This is a genomic window from Brevibacillus soli, from assembly GCF_044759095.2.
GTDB lineage: Bacteria > Bacillota > Bacilli > Brevibacillales > Brevibacillaceae > JBIYSM02.
In genome coordinates this window covers 39819-57530 of sequence record NZ_JBIYSM020000013.1, presented here as the reverse complement: position 1 = coordinate 57530, position 17712 = coordinate 39819, and the positions used below count along the sequence as shown (strand labels likewise).

The following is a 17712-nucleotide window of genomic DNA, read 5'->3' as shown; positions in this document are numbered from 1 at the left end:
AAATGGTATTCGACCTGTTCAGATACCTGCACATCCTGGCCGGGTTTACAGCGTTGCTCATTTTTTGGATCCCCATCGTCACGAAAAAAGGGGGCAAAATACACGTACGGGCAGGGTGGGTGTACGTTGGAGCTATGACCGTCGTTGCTGTATCTGCTCTTTTTATGGGGATATGGAGAATTTTTATCGACCCGGGCAGCGATTCGGAAAAAATCGCTTTTTCATGGTTTCTTATTTTCATTTCCATCTTAAGTTCTGCATCGGCCTGGTACGGCATTCGTGTACTGAAATTTAAAAATAGGAATGCTGCGCACAAAAATCGAATGGATCTGTTCGTTTCGCTCCTGTTGGTGGTGTCGGGCATTTGTATGTCTCTTTACGGATATACCCGTCATTTCCCGCTGTTGATTTGGTTTCCGCTGATCGGAATCTTTACAGGATTTACTCAGTTGCGATATTGGATAAGGCCGCCAAAAACCAGAATGCACTGGTGGTTTGAACACCTGACAAGCATGATGGCTTGCTGTATTGCGACGATCACGGCGTTTACGGTATTTGGAGCGCCGCGGTTACTGAACCTGTCCAGTGTAAATCCCATCCTCTGGTTTCTGCCGACGATTGTCATTGTCCCCGTGATGATCGCAATGAGAAGATCGTATACTAAGAAATTCGCCAGATAAAAAGATTTCCGGATTTTATCTAATAAAGCCTGCCAGGTTCACGACACCGGGCAGGCTTTTGCATGATTATTGGCGAGTCATAAAATTTTGGGTATAGAATCGTTTTCCGTTTTGCAGACTGACACCCGCGCCCATTTGTTTGAAGTTGGCATTGAGCAGGTTTCTGCGGTGTCCGGAAGAGACGCTTGAGGATATAATTCGGGAAGCGGCAGATGTAGCTAACTTTGCTATGATGATCGCGGATAAGGCTCGGCGGAACTTAACACAACGGTAACTTCGGTAAGAAAAATATTTCCATTGTAAGTGTAGCGTATCATTACTAAAACAAATACAGACTAAACGAATAGCCGAATAAAATAAAAAGCCCCCTGCTCGGGAGCCCGAAAAAATGTTCGTCAATAAAAGTATACCACGCGAGGGGGAAGAAAGAGGAGCGCACAATTATCGTTTCTGCCGAAGATCGACCGAAAAGAGACATAGAGAAGGGTTGAGGAATTGCGGAAGATATGCCCAGTCTTACTTGGTAGACGGAAACCTGATCGGCAGAGGCGCGTTGGAGGGACGTTTGTGGAGAGGTTTGGTAAGCGGCAGCAAAAGCGGTTTGGCCCGGCAAAACCAATCCCAGGGCATACGCCGCAATGTTTCCTGCGTTCATTTTCTTCCCTCTCTCACGACACAGGTTCTGGCCATCAGATCGTGCCAGCCCTGTTTTTTTGTGTTCCAGAGGACCCACAGGTACCCGAGGAAGAGGGGTATCGAAGAGAGTGTTTTGCCGATGACCTCGCGCAGCAGCACCTGTCCCAGTGTCAGTTTTCCACGGGCTTGACGAGCGTTGATGACGCGGATGCCCACAATCTGTTTGCCAAGCGTTTGGCCGCTCCACCAGGCAAGAATCAGGAAATACAGCAGGTCGAATCCAAATTCAGCCAAATCGACACCGGATGGGGTATCGAGGTCGATTCCCAGCGCCCGGCGAATGGGGTTGAAGATCAGGAAACTGATTCCAAGCAAAAACATCATGTCCAGCAGGAAGCCGGCCAAGCGGATTCCAAAGCCGGCATACGGCAGCGTCCGCTCTGGATAAGGCGTCTCCCCGTCCCCCGGATAGCGGGCCGATGTGGCAGAATCGGCTGCCGCATCTGCGTTGAGAAGGGATTCGGGCTCGTTTGGTTCTTTACGGTTCATGTGATACGCCTCCCTTAAGGCATGTACTGATACAGCAGGCGAGGGGAAGATTGACCCTCCCAAAACCGGTTCAACCCGAGCGGATCTGGATTTGACCAATACTTTTGCAGGCTGAACAATAGATGTTCGATGGAAAAATTCTCCGCATAACGAACGATTCGCGCCTCCTCCTCACCGCTGAGGGACAAGGCGTGGGCGGTTGCCTTCTCCAGGTCACCGAATTGGTCGATCAGACCCAGCCGCTTCGCCTGCTCGCCGGAGTAAATCCGTCCGTCCGCTATTTGCAGGACACGTTTGCGAGGCAATTTGCGCCCTCTTACGATCACATCCACGAAGTTCTGATAGCTTTCATTCACCAGAGATTGAAAAATGTTTCGTTCTGCGTCGGTGAGGGGACGTGCAGGGCTGCCGATGTCTTTAAACCGCCCGCTTTTAATCGCGTACTGTTTGATCCCGAAGCGGGAAGCGGCTTCGCCGAAATTGATGAGCGTGAAGATGACGCCCAGACTGCCGGTGATCGTATTGGGATTGGCGAAAATGGCATCGCCTGCGGTAGCAAGATAATAGCCGCCTGACGCTGCCGTTGACCCCATGCTGACGACCAGGGGAATGTTTCGAACAGACTTAAGGTGCAGCAGACGCTGGTGAATCTCATCCGTCGCCACCACTTCGCCGCCGGGACTGTCAATGCGCAGCACCACTGCTTTTACCTGTTCATCCTCTTCGATGCGGCGCATTTGTTCTGCAAGCAGGTCGGTCATCGGCGGGCTGACGGTGTTGGTCTGCCCGCCGGAAATCACGCCGGTGACAAACAACTGGACGATCTTGCTGTCGCCTGCACCTGAGACGACCGTCTCTTCCCAACTCACTTCCGGTTGGTTCGTCCAGGCAGAAGGCTCGCCGTAGATGCCTTCGACGACAATTCCGCTCACGAATACAGTCAGCACGATGAGCAGGACGACCCATTTTTTTCGGTTCATGCAAACCACCTCATGTCATAGCTTTTGCGCAACCCAGGCAGCTTACGCATAGGACAAGCGCTGGAAAAAATGGGATTGACGTACGGAACGAAACAGATTAGAATTATTTTAAATAGTTTTCCTCTAGGCAAAAATATTTACCTTAAGAAAAATAATAATAATCATTATCATTTGGGAGTGCTGTTACCGACCTGGTAACAGCATCCGCCGTTTTCAGAGGGAAAATAAGGTTGATTCTCTTTCTCACAAGGGCAGAAAACACGGGGCCCCCACCGGCGCAGCCTAAGCTATAGCTGGTGGGGAAAAAAGAGAGGTGGAACGCATGCTGGAGAAAATGAGTATGGGTGTTGCGGGTGCAGGACTTCTTGTCAGCTGGTTGTACGGTCCTCTGTACGGATGGGACCCTGCTTGGTTGGCCGTTTGGCTCTGCGGCGTACCGATCGCGTACGCCGCGGTTACGGAACTGTGGAACGAGCGGCGGATTAACAGCGACGTCCTGGTGACGACGGCCATCGTCGCTGCCGCCGCCATCGGTGAGGTGTTCGCGGCAGGAGAAGTGGCGTTGATCATGATGGTGGGAATGTGGCTGGAGCATCGCACCGTGGCCAAAGCCTCATCTGCGCTGGAAGAAATGGTGCAGCTGGTACCGGAGACGGCACGGGTCAGACGCGATGGAGAATGGATGGAGGTTGCGCTGAGCGAAGTCGTTGCGGGCGATCTGCTGCTGGTGAAACCGGGAGAAAAGATCCCTGTTGACGGCGTGGTGCGAAACGGTCAGGCTTCCGTGAATCAGGCGGCCTTGACAGGAGAATCGCTCCCCGTGGAAAAACGTCCGGGAGACGAAGTCTTCGTAGGAACAACAAACACCAACGGCGCAATGGAGATTGAGGCGAAGCGGGTCGGTGACGAGACCACGTTTGCCAAAGTGACAAGGCTCGTGGCGGAAGCGCTGGAACGAAAAGCCCCGGTCCAACGCGTACTGGATCGCTGGGCGGCCTGGATCGTGCCGAGCAGCCTGGCTCTGGCCGTGCTGGTCTACGCGATGACCGGAGATCTCGTCCGGGCGGTTACGATTCTCATTGTCTTTTGTCCGTGTGCGCTGGTCCTGGCTACCCCCACCGCGATAATGGCCGGAATCGGCAATGCGGCCAAGCATGGCATTTTGATCAAAAGCGGGCTTGCCTTGGAGCAGGTCGGGCTGGTAAACGCCCTGCTGTTTGACAAGACCGGGACACTGACGGAGGGGAAACTGCAGGTGACAGGAGTCGCCCGTCTGCGGCATCAGACAGCGGATGACGTGCTTCGTTTGGCGGCGGCTCTTGAGCAGCACTCAGAACACCCGGTTGCGCAGGCGATTGTCTCGGCTGCCAAACTGCGTGATCTGGACGTGCCTGATGCCAGTCAGTTTGTGGTCCATCCAGGGAGCGGTGTATCGGGGCTGGTAGACGGGCGTCAGGTGCTGGTGGGAAACCGCCGTTTCATGAGGGAAGCGGGTATTGAGGTCAATGAACTGGACGCGACGTGGGCAGAGCAGGAGCAGGCGGGTCAAACGGCCGTCTTTATCGCCTGTGAGGGACGGCTTGCGGGAATGATCACACTGGCGGACCGGGTCCGTATGGAGTCTAGGGAGACCATCGGCCGACTTCGTCTGTACGGGGTCGGGGAGATCGCCATGCTGACCGGCGACAATCGCGGGGCAGCGGAGCAGATCGCCGGCCAGGCGGGGGTCACAACCGTATACGCCGAGCAGTTTCCCGAAGCAAAGTACCAGCATGTGCGTGAATACCGGGAGCGCGGTTTTGTCGTCGGAATGGTCGGGGACGGAATCAACGATGCTCCCGCGCTGAGCGCGGCCCATGTCGGCATCGCGATGGGAGCGGGAGGCACGCAAATTGCCGCGGAAGCAGCCGACATCGTGCTTTTGACTGACGATGTTTCCAAGGTGGCCGACGTCGTCCGGCTGGGCCGCAAGACGATGCAGGTCATTCGGGAAAACCTGATCATCTCCACTGTAATCAATGTCGGCGCCATTCTGCTGGCCATGGCGGGGTGGATGGGGCCGGTAGCAGGGGCTTTCCTGCACAACGCGACGTCCGTTCTCGTCGTGCTGAACTCGGCCAGAATGATCCATTACCTGAATCGTTCCTCAAAGGATAAGACGCCGTTTCCCCCAATGGCCTGCACCAATTGTTCCTGCGGGACCGGGAGCTGCCAGTTAACCGTGTCCAAATCATAGAAGAGAAAGATGTGGAAACACATGAAATTTTCTTACTATTGGGGTACAATATGATGACAGGCAATAGGTAGAAAAACAGACATACTGGGGGTACAAACGCGTGATTATCCAGGTAACGGACCTCAAGAAAAACTACGGAAAATTGCAAGTGCTAAAGGGGATCACCACACAGGTCGCCGAGCGGGAGGTTGTTTGTGTAATCGGACCGTCCGGTTCTGGAAAAAGCACCTTTTTGCGCTGTCTCAACCAGTTGGAGGAGATGACCGGCGGCCGCATCGTCATCGACGGAAAAGACCTGTCCGACCCCAAAGTGGACATCAACAAGGTGCGGGAAGAAGTCGGGATGGTGTTCCAACGGTTTAATCTGTTTCCGCACAAAACGGTCCTGGAGAACGTCATGCTGGCACCCGTAAAAGTGCGCAAGGTGGCACCGGAGGAAGCGAAAAAACAAGGGCTGGCCCTGTTGAAAAAGGTTGGTCTGGAAGACAAGGCAGACGTCTATCCCGATCGTCTTTCCGGCGGACAGATGCAGCGGGTGGCAATCGCCCGGGCGCTGGCGATGAACCCCAAAGTGATGCTGTTTGACGAACCGACCTCGGCATTGGATCCCGAGCTGGTGGGAGAGGTGCTGCAGGTCATGAAGGATCTCGCCAGGGAAGGCATGACCATGATCGTGGTCACCCACGAGATGGGCTTCGCACGGGAAGTGAGCGACCGCGTCATTTTTATGGATCAGGGCGTGATCGTCGAGGAAGGCAAACCGGAAGAGCTGTTCAGCAATCCAAAAAACGAGCGTCTGCGGAGCTTTCTGGGCAAGGTGCGGGCGTAAATCAGCCAGATCAAATACCATGATCCCCTCATCACGTCTGGGGGGATTTACTTCGCCTCGTCCAACAGCTGGCTGACGGTTACGAACTTGTAGCCGCGGGAGCGCAGATCCGTGATGAGATCCTGCAGGGCGGCTACCGTTTGGGGCTGGTTCAGTCCGCCGTCGTGGAACAGGATGATGTCCCCGGAGGTTACGTTTGTTTTCACGCTTCTCACGATGACGGATGCGGTCCGGGCCAAAGACCAGTCCTGCGGATCGATTGACCAGTGGATGATGTCGTAGCCGGAGGACTGCACCGCATTCATCACGTCGTGGGTCAAAACTCCACCAGGCGGACGGTAGTACTGGGCGAGGATTCCTGTCGTTTTCAGGATGGATTTCTCCGTCCGCTTGATTTCGTCATATACCTCCTGCTCTGTCAGCTTGTGCAGGTCGTAGTGGTGGTAGCCGTGATTCCCGATTTCATGACCGGCTTTCTGGATCCACTGCATGACTTTCGGGTATTTGTCAACCTGGGAGCCAAGAACAAAAAAGGTGGCGGGAACCCCATTCTTGTGGAGAACCTCCAGGATCATCGGGGTGTATTTGGCGTCGGGTCCGTCGTCAAAGGTGAGGGCGACCACCTTTTTTTGCGTGTCGATTCGGTGAATCGGCTCATAAGCGGGCAAAGGTTTTCCCGCTGCAAGGCATGGGGATAGAAAAGAAAGAAAGAGAGCAAACACAAAGACTCGTAATGCCGCCTGGCTCATGCAACAACCGCCTCCTGTCTTTTCACATAGGCTTCACTCGCCTGGGGCAAAACATGCTTCCGAAAGAAAACAACGGGTGTCCCGGGACGCCGTTATGGTAAAATGGATGAGCATACATAAGGGAGGGAGAAAAGTGGAACTCCAGGGCTTGTTACACGGGCTGACGCATTCGTATCACGGAAAAGACCAGCCTGTTGACTACTATTTGCAGATCAACGAGGACAAACTGCCGCTCAACGAGCTGTTGGGCAGCGAGCTGACCATTTCCTTTTTGGGCCAGAAAAACTGCATCGCCTGCGGCCGCAAGACAAACAAGACGTTTAACAACGGGTACTGCTACCCCTGCTTTACCAAACTGCCGGAAAACGACCTGTGCATCGTCAAGCCGCACGAGTGCCATTTTGATCAGGGAACCTGTCGCGACGCCAGCTTCGGCGAGACACATTGCATGATTCCGCACTACGTGTACCTGGCGCTTTCCAGTGACGTAAAGGTGGGCTTGACGCGGAAAAACAACCAGTTCAAGCGCTGGGTCGATCAGGGTGCGATCCGCGCCATTCCGATTGCGGAAGTGCCAACCCGACGCATGGCGGGGGAACTGGAGGTGCACCTCAGCCAGTTTTTGCCGGACAAGACCAACTGGCGCAAGATGCTGAAAGGGGACGTCAAAGAGGTGGACCTGCTGGCGTTGCGGGATGAGGTGTACGCTCACTTTCCGGAGCCGTTCAAACCGTTCCAGTATCGAGAGGACGAGTGGGTGGACATTACCTATCCGATTCTCGAATCGCTCGACAAGATCAACTCCATGACTCTGGACAAGCAGGAGAGTGTCAGCGGCAAGCTGATCGGGGTCAAGGCGCAGTACCTGATCTTTGACACCGGCGTTTTCCACACCCGAAAACACGCCGGGTACCAGGTGAAAATTACTGCATAAAGAACGGCATGGAGCCTCACACTGACCAGCACATCAGGAAAACGGAGAACCGTGAAACATACAGGATAATAAAATCGTCAAAAGAAGTGGCAGCTGGAAAATAAAGGCTGGCCGCTTTTTTATTGACGAATGGAGAGGTGGACAAATGAAAGTGTGGTTCCAAGCGATCGTGACGGCGATGCTAATGCTCGGTGTGGGGTATGTTGGTTATTCATGGGGAGTAACTGTGCAGAAAGACCTGGCAGAGCAAACCCTTGCGCAATTAAGAACAGCAAATGCTTCTCTGAGAGAGCAACTGCTGCAAGCGCACAGGGAGGAAAACCTTCTTGCCGACCGGGATGCCATGATCGACGCGTTCGACGCTATGGATGACAAAGGGGGAGCTTTTGAAATCTCCGAGGAAGAGTTGAAGTCAATGGAAAGCGACCCGTCCAGCCGTGACTACAAGCAAGTGCTTCGCCGGTTTGTGAAAGAAAAGCTCAACAAGGAGCTGGACAGCTTCCAAACGATCAGTCGGACGGTCAATCCGCGGCGTTTGCTGGTTACCACGACTGATCAGACGGCCATCGACATAGAGATGAAAAAATGGAACAACCGCGGCGGAATCTGGACCGTGGAACGATTCAACGATGTATCCTTGAAAGGCAATGCCACGCTCGGGATACCCGACGACCGATATCGTCAGATGCGAGTAGAAGATGCCCCGGAGGATGTCAAAGCGTGGGCGGCCCAACGGATGGCATCGCCTGACTGGAAGACGGAGTTCCTCAGAAAAGAAGGAAAGACGTATGTTTTGATAAAAACTTCCGCAAGCGAAACGGATTCGGTTGAATTGGAAGACATCCATTTTTGGGCCGAAGAGATTTTTGTTACGTATCAGACTTATGACTATGGGAAAAGCAAGGATCGCTCCTTGATCAACGACTATCTGCTGATCGAAGTCATTTACGATGCAAAAGCGGGAGTTGCTTTCGAGAAATCCCTTTCCGTTGTCGAATAGGCCCGTGTTCCCGTACAATGGAAAAAACATCACGTAAAGCGAGGAGTATCTGATGGCAATAAAAGCATATCTCTACGACAAATGCGGCACCTGCCGCAAAGCAAAGCAGTGGCTCAACAGCAGCGGCGTCGCCTTTGAAGAAATTCCGATTGTCGATGCCCCTCCTTCCAAAGAGGAGCTGCGCAGCATCTGGAAGGCCAGCGGGTTGGACCTGCGCAAGTTTTTCAATGTGAGCGGTCAATATTACCGCGAGCAGGGATTAAAGGACAAGCTGCCCCGGATGTCGGAAGAAGAGATGCTGGAACTTCTGTCGTCCAACGGCAAGCTGATCAAACGACCGCTGATCACCGACGGGCAGACGGTGACGGTCGGTTTTAAGGAAGAAGAGATGGAAAAAGCCTGGGGAGGCCGCTAGGATGTGCCCGCGTCAGCCTTCGCAACGACTGCACAGCCTCTCGTCTGCCATATTTACGGAGATGGCCCAGCGAAAGCAGGCGGTAGCGAAAACCAGACAGGTGATCGACCTGGGGATCGGCAGCCCCGACCAGCCGCCTGCCCCTCATCTCGTAGAGGCACTCGTTCGCGCCGTTCAACGGCCGGATGCCTACGGCTACCCCGGGTCGGAGGGCTCCCGCACCTTTCGCGAGGAAGTAGCCCGCTGGTACCAGTATCGCTTCGGCGTAGCGCTCGACCCGGAGTCGGAAGTCCATTCCCTGATGGGCTCCCAGGACGGGCTCGCCCACTTCGCGCTGGCCTGGGCAGACCCCGGAGACGCAGTGCTGGTGCCGGATCCCGGCTACCCGATTTACGCGGGAAGCGTACATCTGGCGGGAGCAGAGCTGTATCCCATGCCGCTGCGTGCGGAAAACGGCTATCTTCCCGATCTGGGGGCCATTCCGGATGAGATTGCCCGCCGTGCCAAGTTCATGATCCTGAATTATCCGAACAACCCGATTTCCGCAGTGGCGACGCTCTCCTTTTTCGAGGAGGTCGTCCGCTTTGCCAAAACGTACGACATGATCGTGGTGCATGATCTCGCCTACTCGGAAATGGCGTTTGACGGCTACCGACCACCCAGCTTCCTGCAGGCCGCAGGGGCGAAAGAGGTAGGCATCGAGTTCAACTCCTTTTCCAAGAGCTTCAACATGGCCGGCTGCCGCATCGCCTACGTCGTGGGCAATGCCGAGATCATCCGGCCGCTCGCGGTGGTGAAATCAAACGTGGATTACGGGGTGTTCGCTGCGGTGCAGGAGATGGCGGTGGCAGCCCTGCGCAGCGATCGGGAAGGAAACAGTCCCAACGGAGTGGGCCTTTTTTACCAGAAGCGACGGGATGCGCTGTTATCCGCTTTGGCAGAGGTCGGGTGGGAAATTACCCCGCCAAAAGCAACCATGTTTGTCTGGGCGCCGATTCCAAAAGGATGGACTTCCCGTGAGTTCGCGTTTGCCGTACTGGAAGAGGCGGGGGTTGTGGTGATCCCGGGGAGCGCGTTTGGCAAAGAAGGGGAAGGCTACGTTCGCATCGCCCTGGTGCAGCCGCCGGACGTGCTGGCGGAAGCAGCGGCGCGGATCGGGGCGTCCGGTGTCTTAAAAAAACGGTCTGCTTCCTGGTAAGCAGGAATAGAGAGATCATCGGGTGGATAAGATAGTTTTGGTGTTGGTTGAAGGGTAACACAGGTTGAAATAATTCCTACATTGTATTGACTATAAAGTGGCTCGTTTGATATGATGTAGGGTGTAAGCAAGTAAGATATTCCAAGGAGGTATATTACATATGGCACAACGTCTGGTTGGTCTTCCGGCTCCTGACTTTACCATGGAAACAGCACTTGGAAACGGCAAGGATTTCGGTAAAGTATCCTTGTCCGACTACAAAGGCAAATGGCTCATTCTGTTCTTCTATCCACTCGACTTCACTTTCGTTTGCCCGACAGAGATCATCGCGCTCAGCGACGCAATCGAAGACTTTAAAGATCTGGATGCGGAAGTTCTCGGTGTATCCACCGACTCCAAACACTCCCACCGCGCATGGATCAATACTCCACGCGACCAAAACGGTCTGGGCGGCCTGAACTATCCGCTGGCGTCCGACATCCTGAAAACAACTGCTCGCGATTACGGCGTTCTCGATGAAGAAGCAGGTATCGCATTCCGCGGTCTCTTCATCATCGATCCAGAAGGAATTCTGCGTTATCAAGTCGTAACCGACCTCAACGTCGGCCGTTCCGTAGACGAGACACTTCGCGTGCTGCAAGCACTGCAATCCGGCGGCCTCTGCCCGGCTAACTGGCGTCCAGGCGAAGCACAGCTGACTGCGAAGTAATAGCATACAAAATTTGCTTGGTTTGGCAAGGGTCTAACTCACAGTCGTTAGACCCTTTTTTTAAATCACCCCAAATCAGAAAGGAGCTGTATGATTCATGCGCTTACGTGAAGAACTGCCTGATTTTCCCGGTGTAACGGAGTGGGTAAACGGTCAGGTGAGCAAAGCAGATCTGGCAGGCAAACCGGTGTTGGTTCACTTCTGGTCGGTCAGCTGCTACATGTGCAAGGAATCCATGCCGCAAATCAATGAGTGGCGGGAAAAGTACGCAGCAAATGGACTGCAGGTAGTCGGAATCCATATGCCGCGTTCGGAGGCAGACACGAATATCGAGACGATCAAGGCAACCATCGCCGAGTACAACCTGGTACACCCCATTGCCATCGACAACCAGATGAAAACGACGGATGCATTCCAAAACGAATACGTGCCGGCGTTTTACCTGTTTGACGAGAGCCTTCAACTGCGCCACTTCCAGGCTGGTGAAAAAGGCTTGAATCTGGTGAAAAAACGTCTGAATCGAATTTTGGGTATTGAAGAGGAATCCTAGAAAGTTTGTCCAATATGTAGGGGTATATTGATGTGGAATGTTCGCCCCTGCGGGACCTGGGTGTGGCTCGCTAGGAGGAAAATCGGCGTAGGATTGCCACTAAGAGGGAGGATTGCGTAAGATGGAATTTCCAAAAAATCTTCGTTACAGTGAAGAGCATGAGTGGGTTCGCGTGGAAGGAAACAAGGCCTACATCGGCATCACTGCATTTGCACAATCTGAGTTGGGCGATATCGTGTTTGTTGAACTCCCCGAGGTAGGAGCAACGGTAAAACAGGATGAGCCATTCGGCAGCGTAGAATCTGTGAAGACTGTTTCTGAACTGTATGCTCCTGTCAGTGGCAAGGTCGTGGAAGTAAACGGCGAGCTGGAGACGGCTCCAGAGCTGGTAAACTCTTCTCCGTATGAGCAAGCGTGGATGATCGTCGTGGAATTGTCTGACCCAAGCGAGCTGGATAAGCTGATGGACGCTGACAAATACGAAGCGATGGTAAAAGAATAAGGTTCACGAAAGGGAAAAGTCGGGCGTATTGTCCCGACTTTTTCTTTTGCATTAGGAAACCACCATCATGTTGCCTTTGGCCAGCAACTGCTCAAACTCATGAGCCGGAAGCGGTTCGCTGAACAGATAGCCCTGCAGGAAGTTGCAGCGCAGTTTTCGCAGAAGTTCCAGCTGTTCGTTTGTTTCCACTCCCTCTGCCGTCACGCTCAGGCTGAGTCTGTGTGCCATCGCGATAATCGCCGTCGGGATGTTTGCATCTTCCGTAATGTCACGAACAAAGGCTTTGTCGATTTTCAGCGAGTCAATCGGGAATCGCTTCAAATAGGAAAGGGAGCTGTATCCCGTACCAAAATCGTCTATGGAAATATGTATCCCCATTTTCCTCAGGGTAAGCAGTTTCTCTACCACATGGTCAATATTTTGAATCGCGATGCTCTCGGTAATCTCCAGTTCGAGGAAGTGCGGATCCATTCCCGTATCCCGCAGAACTTGTTCAATGATCGCCACCAGGTCGTCTTGCTCGAACTGTATGGAAGAGAGGTTAACGGCGACGCTGACCGGGGGAAATCCGGCCAACTGCCACGACTTGTTCTGTCTGCAGGCGGTCCGCAATACCCATTCCCCGATGGAAGTAATGAGTCCCGTTTCTTCCGCCAACGGGATAAACTCCTCAGGGGAAATCACTCCCAGCTCGGGATGCATCCACCTCAGCAGCGCCTCCATTCCTGTGATACGCCCGGTGTGCATGCATACTTTCGGCTGGTAATACAGCTGCAGTTCGTTCCGCTCAACGGCCAAGCGCAGATGATGCTCGAGGAGCAGCTTGCGGTCGGTCTCTTCCTGCATGTCGGGAGTGAACTGGCGGTAGTTGTTCTTTCCTTCTCTTTTTACGCGACGCATGGCCATGTCCGCATGTTTGATCAGAATTTCCGGGTCCGTTCCGTCACTGGGATAAATACTGATGCCGATACTGGCAGAGGCGTACACCTGATGATTTTTCAAGTGGAACGGTTCTGACAGGGATTCGCGGATTCTGTCGGCAATGTTGTCAATCATGCCGCGTTCGGCAATGGACGGAAGCAGGACGATAAATTCGTCCCCGCCGAGGCGGGACAGGAAGTCATCCGAACGGATGCACGCTAAGAGACGCTGCGTTGCCATAAGAAGAAGCAGGTCGCCCACTTCATGGCCAAAGGTGTCGTTTATCTGCTTGAATTTGTCCAACCCGATGAACAGAATGGCCACCTGATGGTGCTGTCTTGCAGCCGTTTCCAATGCTTGTTCCAGTTGTTCATAGAACAGGTTCCGGTTGGGCAGATCCGTCAAGAAATCGTGGTAGGCCCGGTGCATGATCGTGCCTTGCGACTCTTCCAACACCGACATCATGACATTAAACTCCTGCTCCAAGTCCGAAATCTCGTCCGTTCCGGTCAGGCGGACTCGAGCGGAAAAATCCTTGGTTTGACTAATGGTTTTTATGCTTGTAATCAGTCCGGAAAGTCTGGATAAAATGACTTTTTCCAAAAAATACAGGATCACAACGGTAAAGATGATACCGGTAATCATAAGGGAAGCCAGATAATACAGCAAGCTGGATTTGCCCTGAAAGTAGATGGAGCGAGGTTTCTCGAACTGCAAAACAAATGCCGGATTCCCATACAGGTCGTACACCAGTGCGTTTGCTTGAATCTTGTTCTCATCTTTTTCGCTGATCCAGACGGATCCTTCGGGCAGTTCGGCTTCAACAGGAATGGGCGTATTTTTGTACAAAGAGAGCTGCAGCAGATTGCGCGTGAGAGCGGATTGGTATTTCACGTAATGGCTGTCGATGTAGTATCCGGCAATCAAGGTTCCGCGAATCGGCCCTGTTTTATCGCTCCGAATAATGGGCAGAGAGGCTACTGCGGCAGGCTTGTCTTCTAGAATCAACAACCCCGATTTGGATGAATCGTGATGAGTGTGACGCAGGAAGAGATCCTGTCGCTGATGAATTTGCCGGATCAGTTCCGGTGAGACGGGAACCTCTTGATCCGCAAGCATGTCATACCCTTTTTGGTACACGATATCGCCCTTGGCATTCAACAACAACAGGAAGTTTATGTGATGGATGGCGAACGTTTCGTCCGGGAAATTTCTTGTTACAAAAGGATGGTTGCGTCCTTCGGAAACGTTGGCGTCCTGAATAAACGCGTAGGTATCGTCCCGTGTGGCGTAGTCCCTGCTGGTGGAGACCAAATCTTCCACTCCCGCAGAAAAAGAGTTGAGTACTCGGCGCATATCCTCCCGGGTATCTTTCTCTTCCATCCATGAAAAGCTTCCAAGCAAGATCAGCAGCGAAGCCAAGTACAGGATAATCAGCAAGCCGGCTGTCGTAATGCCAATCGTCGCGATCGTCTTCTTTCGCAGCGTCATACTATCCTCCGTTACAAAGGTGGGGCGTCAAGCCTGTTTTTGAGTATGTACCCTCATCGACAGGAAAATAAACCTATGGTCCTGAAGTGTCGGACTAGTCGGGAAACGATGGTCATTCCCGCCTTTTTTCGTTACAATAGGGATACGCTCTGTAACCTGCGGCCCAACTGGTATGATTTTGGTCTGGAGATTTTAGCGCTTTCTGGTCTACAATTGCAGATATTACAGATCATTCGTGCAAACGCATGGATCGTTTCGCGAAAGGGAGGGAGAGATTATGAGTTTTTGCTGCGGAGCCGGAATGATTGGCTCGATTGGTTCTGTCCGCCACTCCAAGACACTGGTGCACAACGTGCCGATCCTGTTCTGCCCGGTATGTGACCGAATCGAAGTTCATCCTGCTATTGAGGGTGAATACGAAATTTTAGTAGAATATGCTCAGGGAGATAACGCGCCGGAAGTCGATTTTGCCGACTTTGTTCGTGTTGACAATAAATCTGATTTGTTTGAGAATTGTACAATGACGGATGATGCAGCGAGCTATGCAGACATCCTGAAGCAGCAGATTGATCTTTCGCTTGATCTATTTGGCGTGGCCAGGGACTTAAACGACGACGCATGGCGGGAAGCCCTGAAGCATCGTCTGAAGCGGTTGAGCGAACGATTGAAGCAGTACAATAAACGCAAGGAAATGTCGCAGCGTAGCGCATGATTGAGTCCACTTGGGAGGCTGTGTAAATGTTTCATTTGAAAGGTGTTCACCACATCGCACTCAACTGTCGCGATGTCGTGAAAGTAGCTCTTTTTTTTAAAGATATATTGGAGGTTCCGATCCCATCCGAACACCTGGTAGAAGGAGCGCCCATCTACTTTCAAATCGGCACTTACACAAGAATTGGCCTTCATCCCCATTCGGGAGAAGAAGGGCGAAACGGGGTAGGGCAAATTGACCACATTGCCTTTTCCGTCACAAGCAGGGCTGAACTGGACTATCTGGTGGATAAACTGGAGGCGGAAAACATCTGTTACCGCGGTCCGATTCAGCGACCCGCGAGCTTTAACCTCTATTTTGAGACCCCGGAAGGCCATCACCTCGAAGTGAGATTGGATAAAGACGAATATGACGATTACGACGCCTGACGATCGGTCAGGCGTTTTTATATGGTGGCCACTAGGAAAGGGTTCGGGGCCCCGCCCGGTGAAGCGTTAGCTAATGCCGGGTGGGTTTTCTTATCGTGTAGGAAAGTTTAAGGGCTTCACCGTGTGAAAGCGTCCTGAAATAAACTTTCCGGAACGCATAAAAAGTTTCCTCTAACGAAGAACCAGCTTCTTCGAGAGGGCTTCAATCGAAGCTTTTTTTATATTCGTGTTGTCGAGAAAAAGACATCGGCAAAGACAAGAGCTGACATGACTTCCTACCGCTCGTCAAAGGATTCGACCCAGTCGCCCCCGAACCTCAAAGCAGTGAAGAGGGGGATGGCGTGATGTTGGGGACATTGACTTTCTTGTTGGCCGCTTTTGTGGAACGCCTGGGGCATAAAGCCCATTTGCGGCTGCTGATGGCCGGTTGGGAAAAGCGCGTGGGAATTGTCGTGGAAGATCGGCATATGCAGTTCTGCCTGACGTTTTCCGGCAGCGGAGTAGAATGGGCGGAGTGGCAGGAAGACCAGAAGGCCGATCTGGTGCTGCGCGGCCGGGAAGCTGATCTGATGATGCTGTTCGGCGGTGAAGAGCTTGTCTATCTACGGGCCAAACAGATTGTGTATGTGAAGGGACAAATACGCGATCAATTAAAGATGGATGCGCTGCTGAGGTTGACGTGTTAGACGAGAGGAGGCAGATCCGCTGTCGGATCAAGCCTCTTCTTTTTTGGCAAAAGTCCGAATTGTTTTCCCTGCGTGATATAATAAATCCGACGTTTATCCAACAAGGAGGGAGTTGCCGTATGACGACAGCGCTGCCGTTAAAAGACAGGATTGCTGCGAGAGAGGCGACCATTTTTGAGACCTTCGATCACTTGCACGCACATCCCGAGATTAGCTGGAAGGAAGTGGAGACCACCCGTTATCTCGCGGAGCGAATGCGCAAGCTTGGGCTGAAAGTGACCACATTCGACGACTGTACAGGATTGGTTGCCGAGTGGGGCGAGGGCAAACCCGTCGTGGGACTTCGAACAGATATTGACGCCCTCTGGCAGGAAGTAAACGGGGAATGGCGGGCCAATCATTCCTGCGGGCACGACGCTCACATGACGATCGTGCTGGAGGCAGTGGAGTCGTTGATCGCTTCCGGTTACCAACCGCCGGGAACGTTGAAAATCCTGTTCCAGCCTGCAGAAGAGAAGGGAACAGGGGCATTAAAACTGATTGAAAAAGGCGTCGTGGATGATATCGACTACCTGTACGGCGTCCATCTCAGACCCATTCAGGAGATGGCGGCGGGGGATGCGGGACCGGCGATTTACAACGGTGCGGCGATGTTTATGTACGGGGAGATTACCGGTGTATCCGCCCACGGCGCACGGCCGCATCTGGGGATCAACGCCATCGAGGTGGCAAGCGCGATTGTGAATGGACTTGGAAGCATCCACACCAATCCGGTGATTCCGGCAACGGTGAAAATGACCATGCTGCAGGCAGGAGGGGAAAGTTACAACATCATTCCCGACAAGGCCCGTTTCGCACTTGACCTGCGCGCCCAAACCAACCAGCAGATGGACGATCTGGTCGAGCGCGTCAATCAGGTCATTGCCGGTGTGTCCGCCATGTTCCAGGCCGAGATCCAGGTCAGCACCGGCTCCCGCATGGTGGCGGCGGAAGTGGACGATCAGGCGAAGGCACTTATGGAACAGGCGATTGTAGACGTGCTGGGAGAGGATCACTTGCGCCCGGCGCCTGTCAGCCCGGGAGCGGAAGACTTCCACTTCTATACGGTGGAACGGCCACAGATCAAAGCGACAATGCTCGCGCTCGGCTGTGATCTTCAGCCGGGACTGCATCATCCCCATATGCGGTTTGACCGCTCGGCACTGCTGAAGGGTGTAGAGATCCTGGCCCGGGTTGTGGTGCGGACGTTTGAACAAAAGGCATGAGCGGCGAGGTGAACGTTTCGGTTCACCTCGCTTTTTTGAGTGTATAAGAATTTATAAATTTGGACATCGAATACAACCACAAGGAAAGGGTTCGGGGCCCCAGCCGACACCAGCGTTAGCTAAAGTCGGCTGGGTTTTCTTATGCATAAACGACTGTGAACAAGCTTTCACATTTTCTTCACACCTAAAAAATAAAATACTGTAGCTTATTTGGTTAAATGTGATATACTAATTACAAATCG

Annotated in this window: 20 protein-coding genes; 14 read left to right on the top strand and 6 right to left on the bottom strand. The window is 53.0% G+C overall.

Annotated features, from left to right (window positions below; all coding sequences use genetic code 11):
* Nucleotides 1–2: 2 nt before the first annotated feature.
* Nucleotides 3–680, top strand: a complete 678-nt coding sequence (locus ACE99V_RS07570) for a DUF2306 domain-containing protein (protein WP_400490457.1) — start codon at nt 3–5, stop codon at nt 678–680.
* 66 nt (nt 681–746) lie between these two features.
* Here the strand turns inward: ACE99V_RS07570 and ACE99V_RS07565 are convergent, their stop codons facing one another.
* Genes ACE99V_RS07565 through sppA form a run of 4 tightly spaced genes read right to left on the bottom strand, consistent with a single transcriptional unit; the run spans nt 747 to nt 2845 of the window.
* Nucleotides 747–1079 (bottom strand): CAP domain-containing protein, encoded by a 333-nt coding sequence (locus ACE99V_RS07565; RefSeq protein ID WP_400490456.1) that lies wholly within the window; start codon nt 1077–1079, stop codon nt 747–749.
* Entirely contained in the window at nt 1000–1335 is a 336-nt protein-coding gene (locus ACE99V_RS07560) for a hypothetical protein (protein WP_400490487.1), read from the bottom strand. The genes ACE99V_RS07565 and ACE99V_RS07560 overlap by 80 nt, the downstream gene beginning before the upstream one ends.
* Nucleotides 1332–1865 carry an RDD family protein gene (locus ACE99V_RS07555; RefSeq protein WP_400490455.1) on the bottom strand — a complete coding sequence of 178 codons (534 nt, stop codon included), beginning with the start codon at nt 1863–1865 and terminating at the stop codon, nt 1332–1334. Before ACE99V_RS07555 ends, ACE99V_RS07560 begins: the two co-directional genes overlap by 4 nt.
* Nucleotides 1866–1879: 14 nt before the next feature.
* Complete coding sequence (gene sppA / locus ACE99V_RS07550; protein ID WP_400490454.1) at nt 1880–2845, bottom strand: signal peptide peptidase SppA; 966 nt, start codon at nt 2843–2845, stop codon at nt 1880–1882.
* 322 nt (nt 2846–3167) lie between these two features.
* Between sppA and ACE99V_RS07545 the strand changes: the two genes are divergently transcribed.
* Nucleotides 3168–5081: a heavy metal translocating P-type ATPase gene (locus tag ACE99V_RS07545; protein WP_400490453.1), complete on the top strand. Its 1914-nt coding sequence runs from the start codon at nt 3168–3170 to the stop codon at nt 5079–5081.
* Between the two features lie 100 nt (nt 5082–5181).
* Nucleotides 5182–5910: an amino acid ABC transporter ATP-binding protein gene (locus ACE99V_RS07540; RefSeq protein ID WP_400490452.1), complete on the top strand. Its 729-nt coding sequence runs from the start codon at nt 5182–5184 to the stop codon at nt 5908–5910.
* A 47-nt stretch (nt 5911–5957) separates the two neighbouring features.
* Here ACE99V_RS07540 and ACE99V_RS07535 read toward each other — a convergent pair whose 3' ends face one another.
* A complete protein-coding gene (locus ACE99V_RS07535; RefSeq protein ID WP_400490451.1) occupies nt 5958–6659 on the bottom strand; it encodes a polysaccharide deacetylase family protein in 702 nt (233 codons plus the stop codon).
* 133 nt (nt 6660–6792) lie between these two features.
* On the opposite strand from ACE99V_RS07535, the gene ACE99V_RS07530 reads away from it, so the two are divergent.
* The 7 genes from ACE99V_RS07530 to gcvH all read left to right on the top strand — a co-directional run bounded on the left by ACE99V_RS07530 (nt 6793) and on the right by gcvH (nt 11967).
* Nucleotides 6793–7593, top strand: a complete 801-nt coding sequence (locus ACE99V_RS07530) for a DUF2797 domain-containing protein (protein WP_400490450.1) — start codon at nt 6793–6795, stop codon at nt 7591–7593.
* Nucleotides 7594–7738: 145 nt separating this feature from the next.
* Nucleotides 7739–8593, top strand: a complete 855-nt coding sequence (locus ACE99V_RS07525; protein WP_400490449.1) for a hypothetical protein — start codon at nt 7739–7741, stop codon at nt 8591–8593.
* Nucleotides 8594–8645: 52 nt separating this feature from the next.
* Nucleotides 8646–9008, top strand: a complete 363-nt coding sequence (locus ACE99V_RS07520; protein ID WP_400490448.1) for an arsenate reductase family protein — start codon at nt 8646–8648, stop codon at nt 9006–9008.
* Nucleotide 9009: 1 nt separating this feature from the next.
* On the top strand, nt 9010–10206 hold the full coding sequence (locus ACE99V_RS07515) for an aminotransferase class I/II-fold pyridoxal phosphate-dependent enzyme (protein WP_400490447.1): 1197 nt from the start codon (nt 9010–9012) through the stop codon (nt 10204–10206).
* Nucleotides 10207–10366: 160 nt separating this feature from the next.
* A complete protein-coding gene (locus ACE99V_RS07510; RefSeq protein WP_400490446.1) occupies nt 10367–10915 on the top strand; it encodes a peroxiredoxin in 549 nt (182 codons plus the stop codon).
* Nucleotides 10916–11012: 97 nt separating this feature from the next.
* Nucleotides 11013–11465: a redoxin domain-containing protein gene (locus ACE99V_RS07505; protein WP_400490445.1), complete on the top strand. Its 453-nt coding sequence runs from the start codon at nt 11013–11015 to the stop codon at nt 11463–11465.
* 121 nt (nt 11466–11586) lie between these two features.
* The gene (gcvH, locus tag ACE99V_RS07500; protein WP_400490444.1) at nt 11587–11967 is read left to right on the top strand and encodes a glycine cleavage system protein GcvH; all 381 of its coding nucleotides are present in this window, start codon (nt 11587–11589) and stop codon (nt 11965–11967) included.
* Nucleotides 11968–12018: 51 nt separating this feature from the next.
* On the opposite strand, the gene ACE99V_RS07495 is transcribed toward gcvH, so the two are convergent.
* Nucleotides 12019–14379, bottom strand: coding sequence for a bifunctional diguanylate cyclase/phosphodiesterase (locus ACE99V_RS07495; RefSeq protein ID WP_400490443.1), 2361 nt, complete (start codon nt 14377–14379; stop codon nt 12019–12021).
* A 277-nt stretch (nt 14380–14656) separates the two neighbouring features.
* Here ACE99V_RS07495 and ACE99V_RS07490 point away from each other — a divergent pair, with 277 nt between their 5' ends.
* The 4 genes from ACE99V_RS07490 to ACE99V_RS07475 all read left to right on the top strand — a co-directional run bounded on the left by ACE99V_RS07490 (nt 14657) and on the right by ACE99V_RS07475 (nt 17470).
* Nucleotides 14657–15091 (top strand): hypothetical protein, encoded by a 435-nt coding sequence (locus ACE99V_RS07490; protein ID WP_400490442.1) that lies wholly within the window; start codon nt 14657–14659, stop codon nt 15089–15091.
* A gap of 26 nt (nt 15092–15117) precedes the next feature.
* A complete protein-coding gene (locus ACE99V_RS07485) occupies nt 15118–15519 on the top strand; it encodes a VOC family protein (protein WP_400490441.1) in 402 nt (133 codons plus the stop codon).
* A gap of 344 nt (nt 15520–15863) precedes the next feature.
* Nucleotides 15864–16205, top strand: coding sequence for an SCP2 sterol-binding domain-containing protein (locus ACE99V_RS07480; protein WP_400490440.1), 342 nt, complete (start codon nt 15864–15866; stop codon nt 16203–16205).
* Nucleotides 16206–16324: 119 nt separating this feature from the next.
* On the top strand, nt 16325–17470 hold the full coding sequence (locus ACE99V_RS07475) for a M20 peptidase aminoacylase family protein (protein WP_400490439.1): 1146 nt from the start codon (nt 16325–16327) through the stop codon (nt 17468–17470).
* Nucleotides 17471–17712 lie beyond the last annotated feature (242 nt).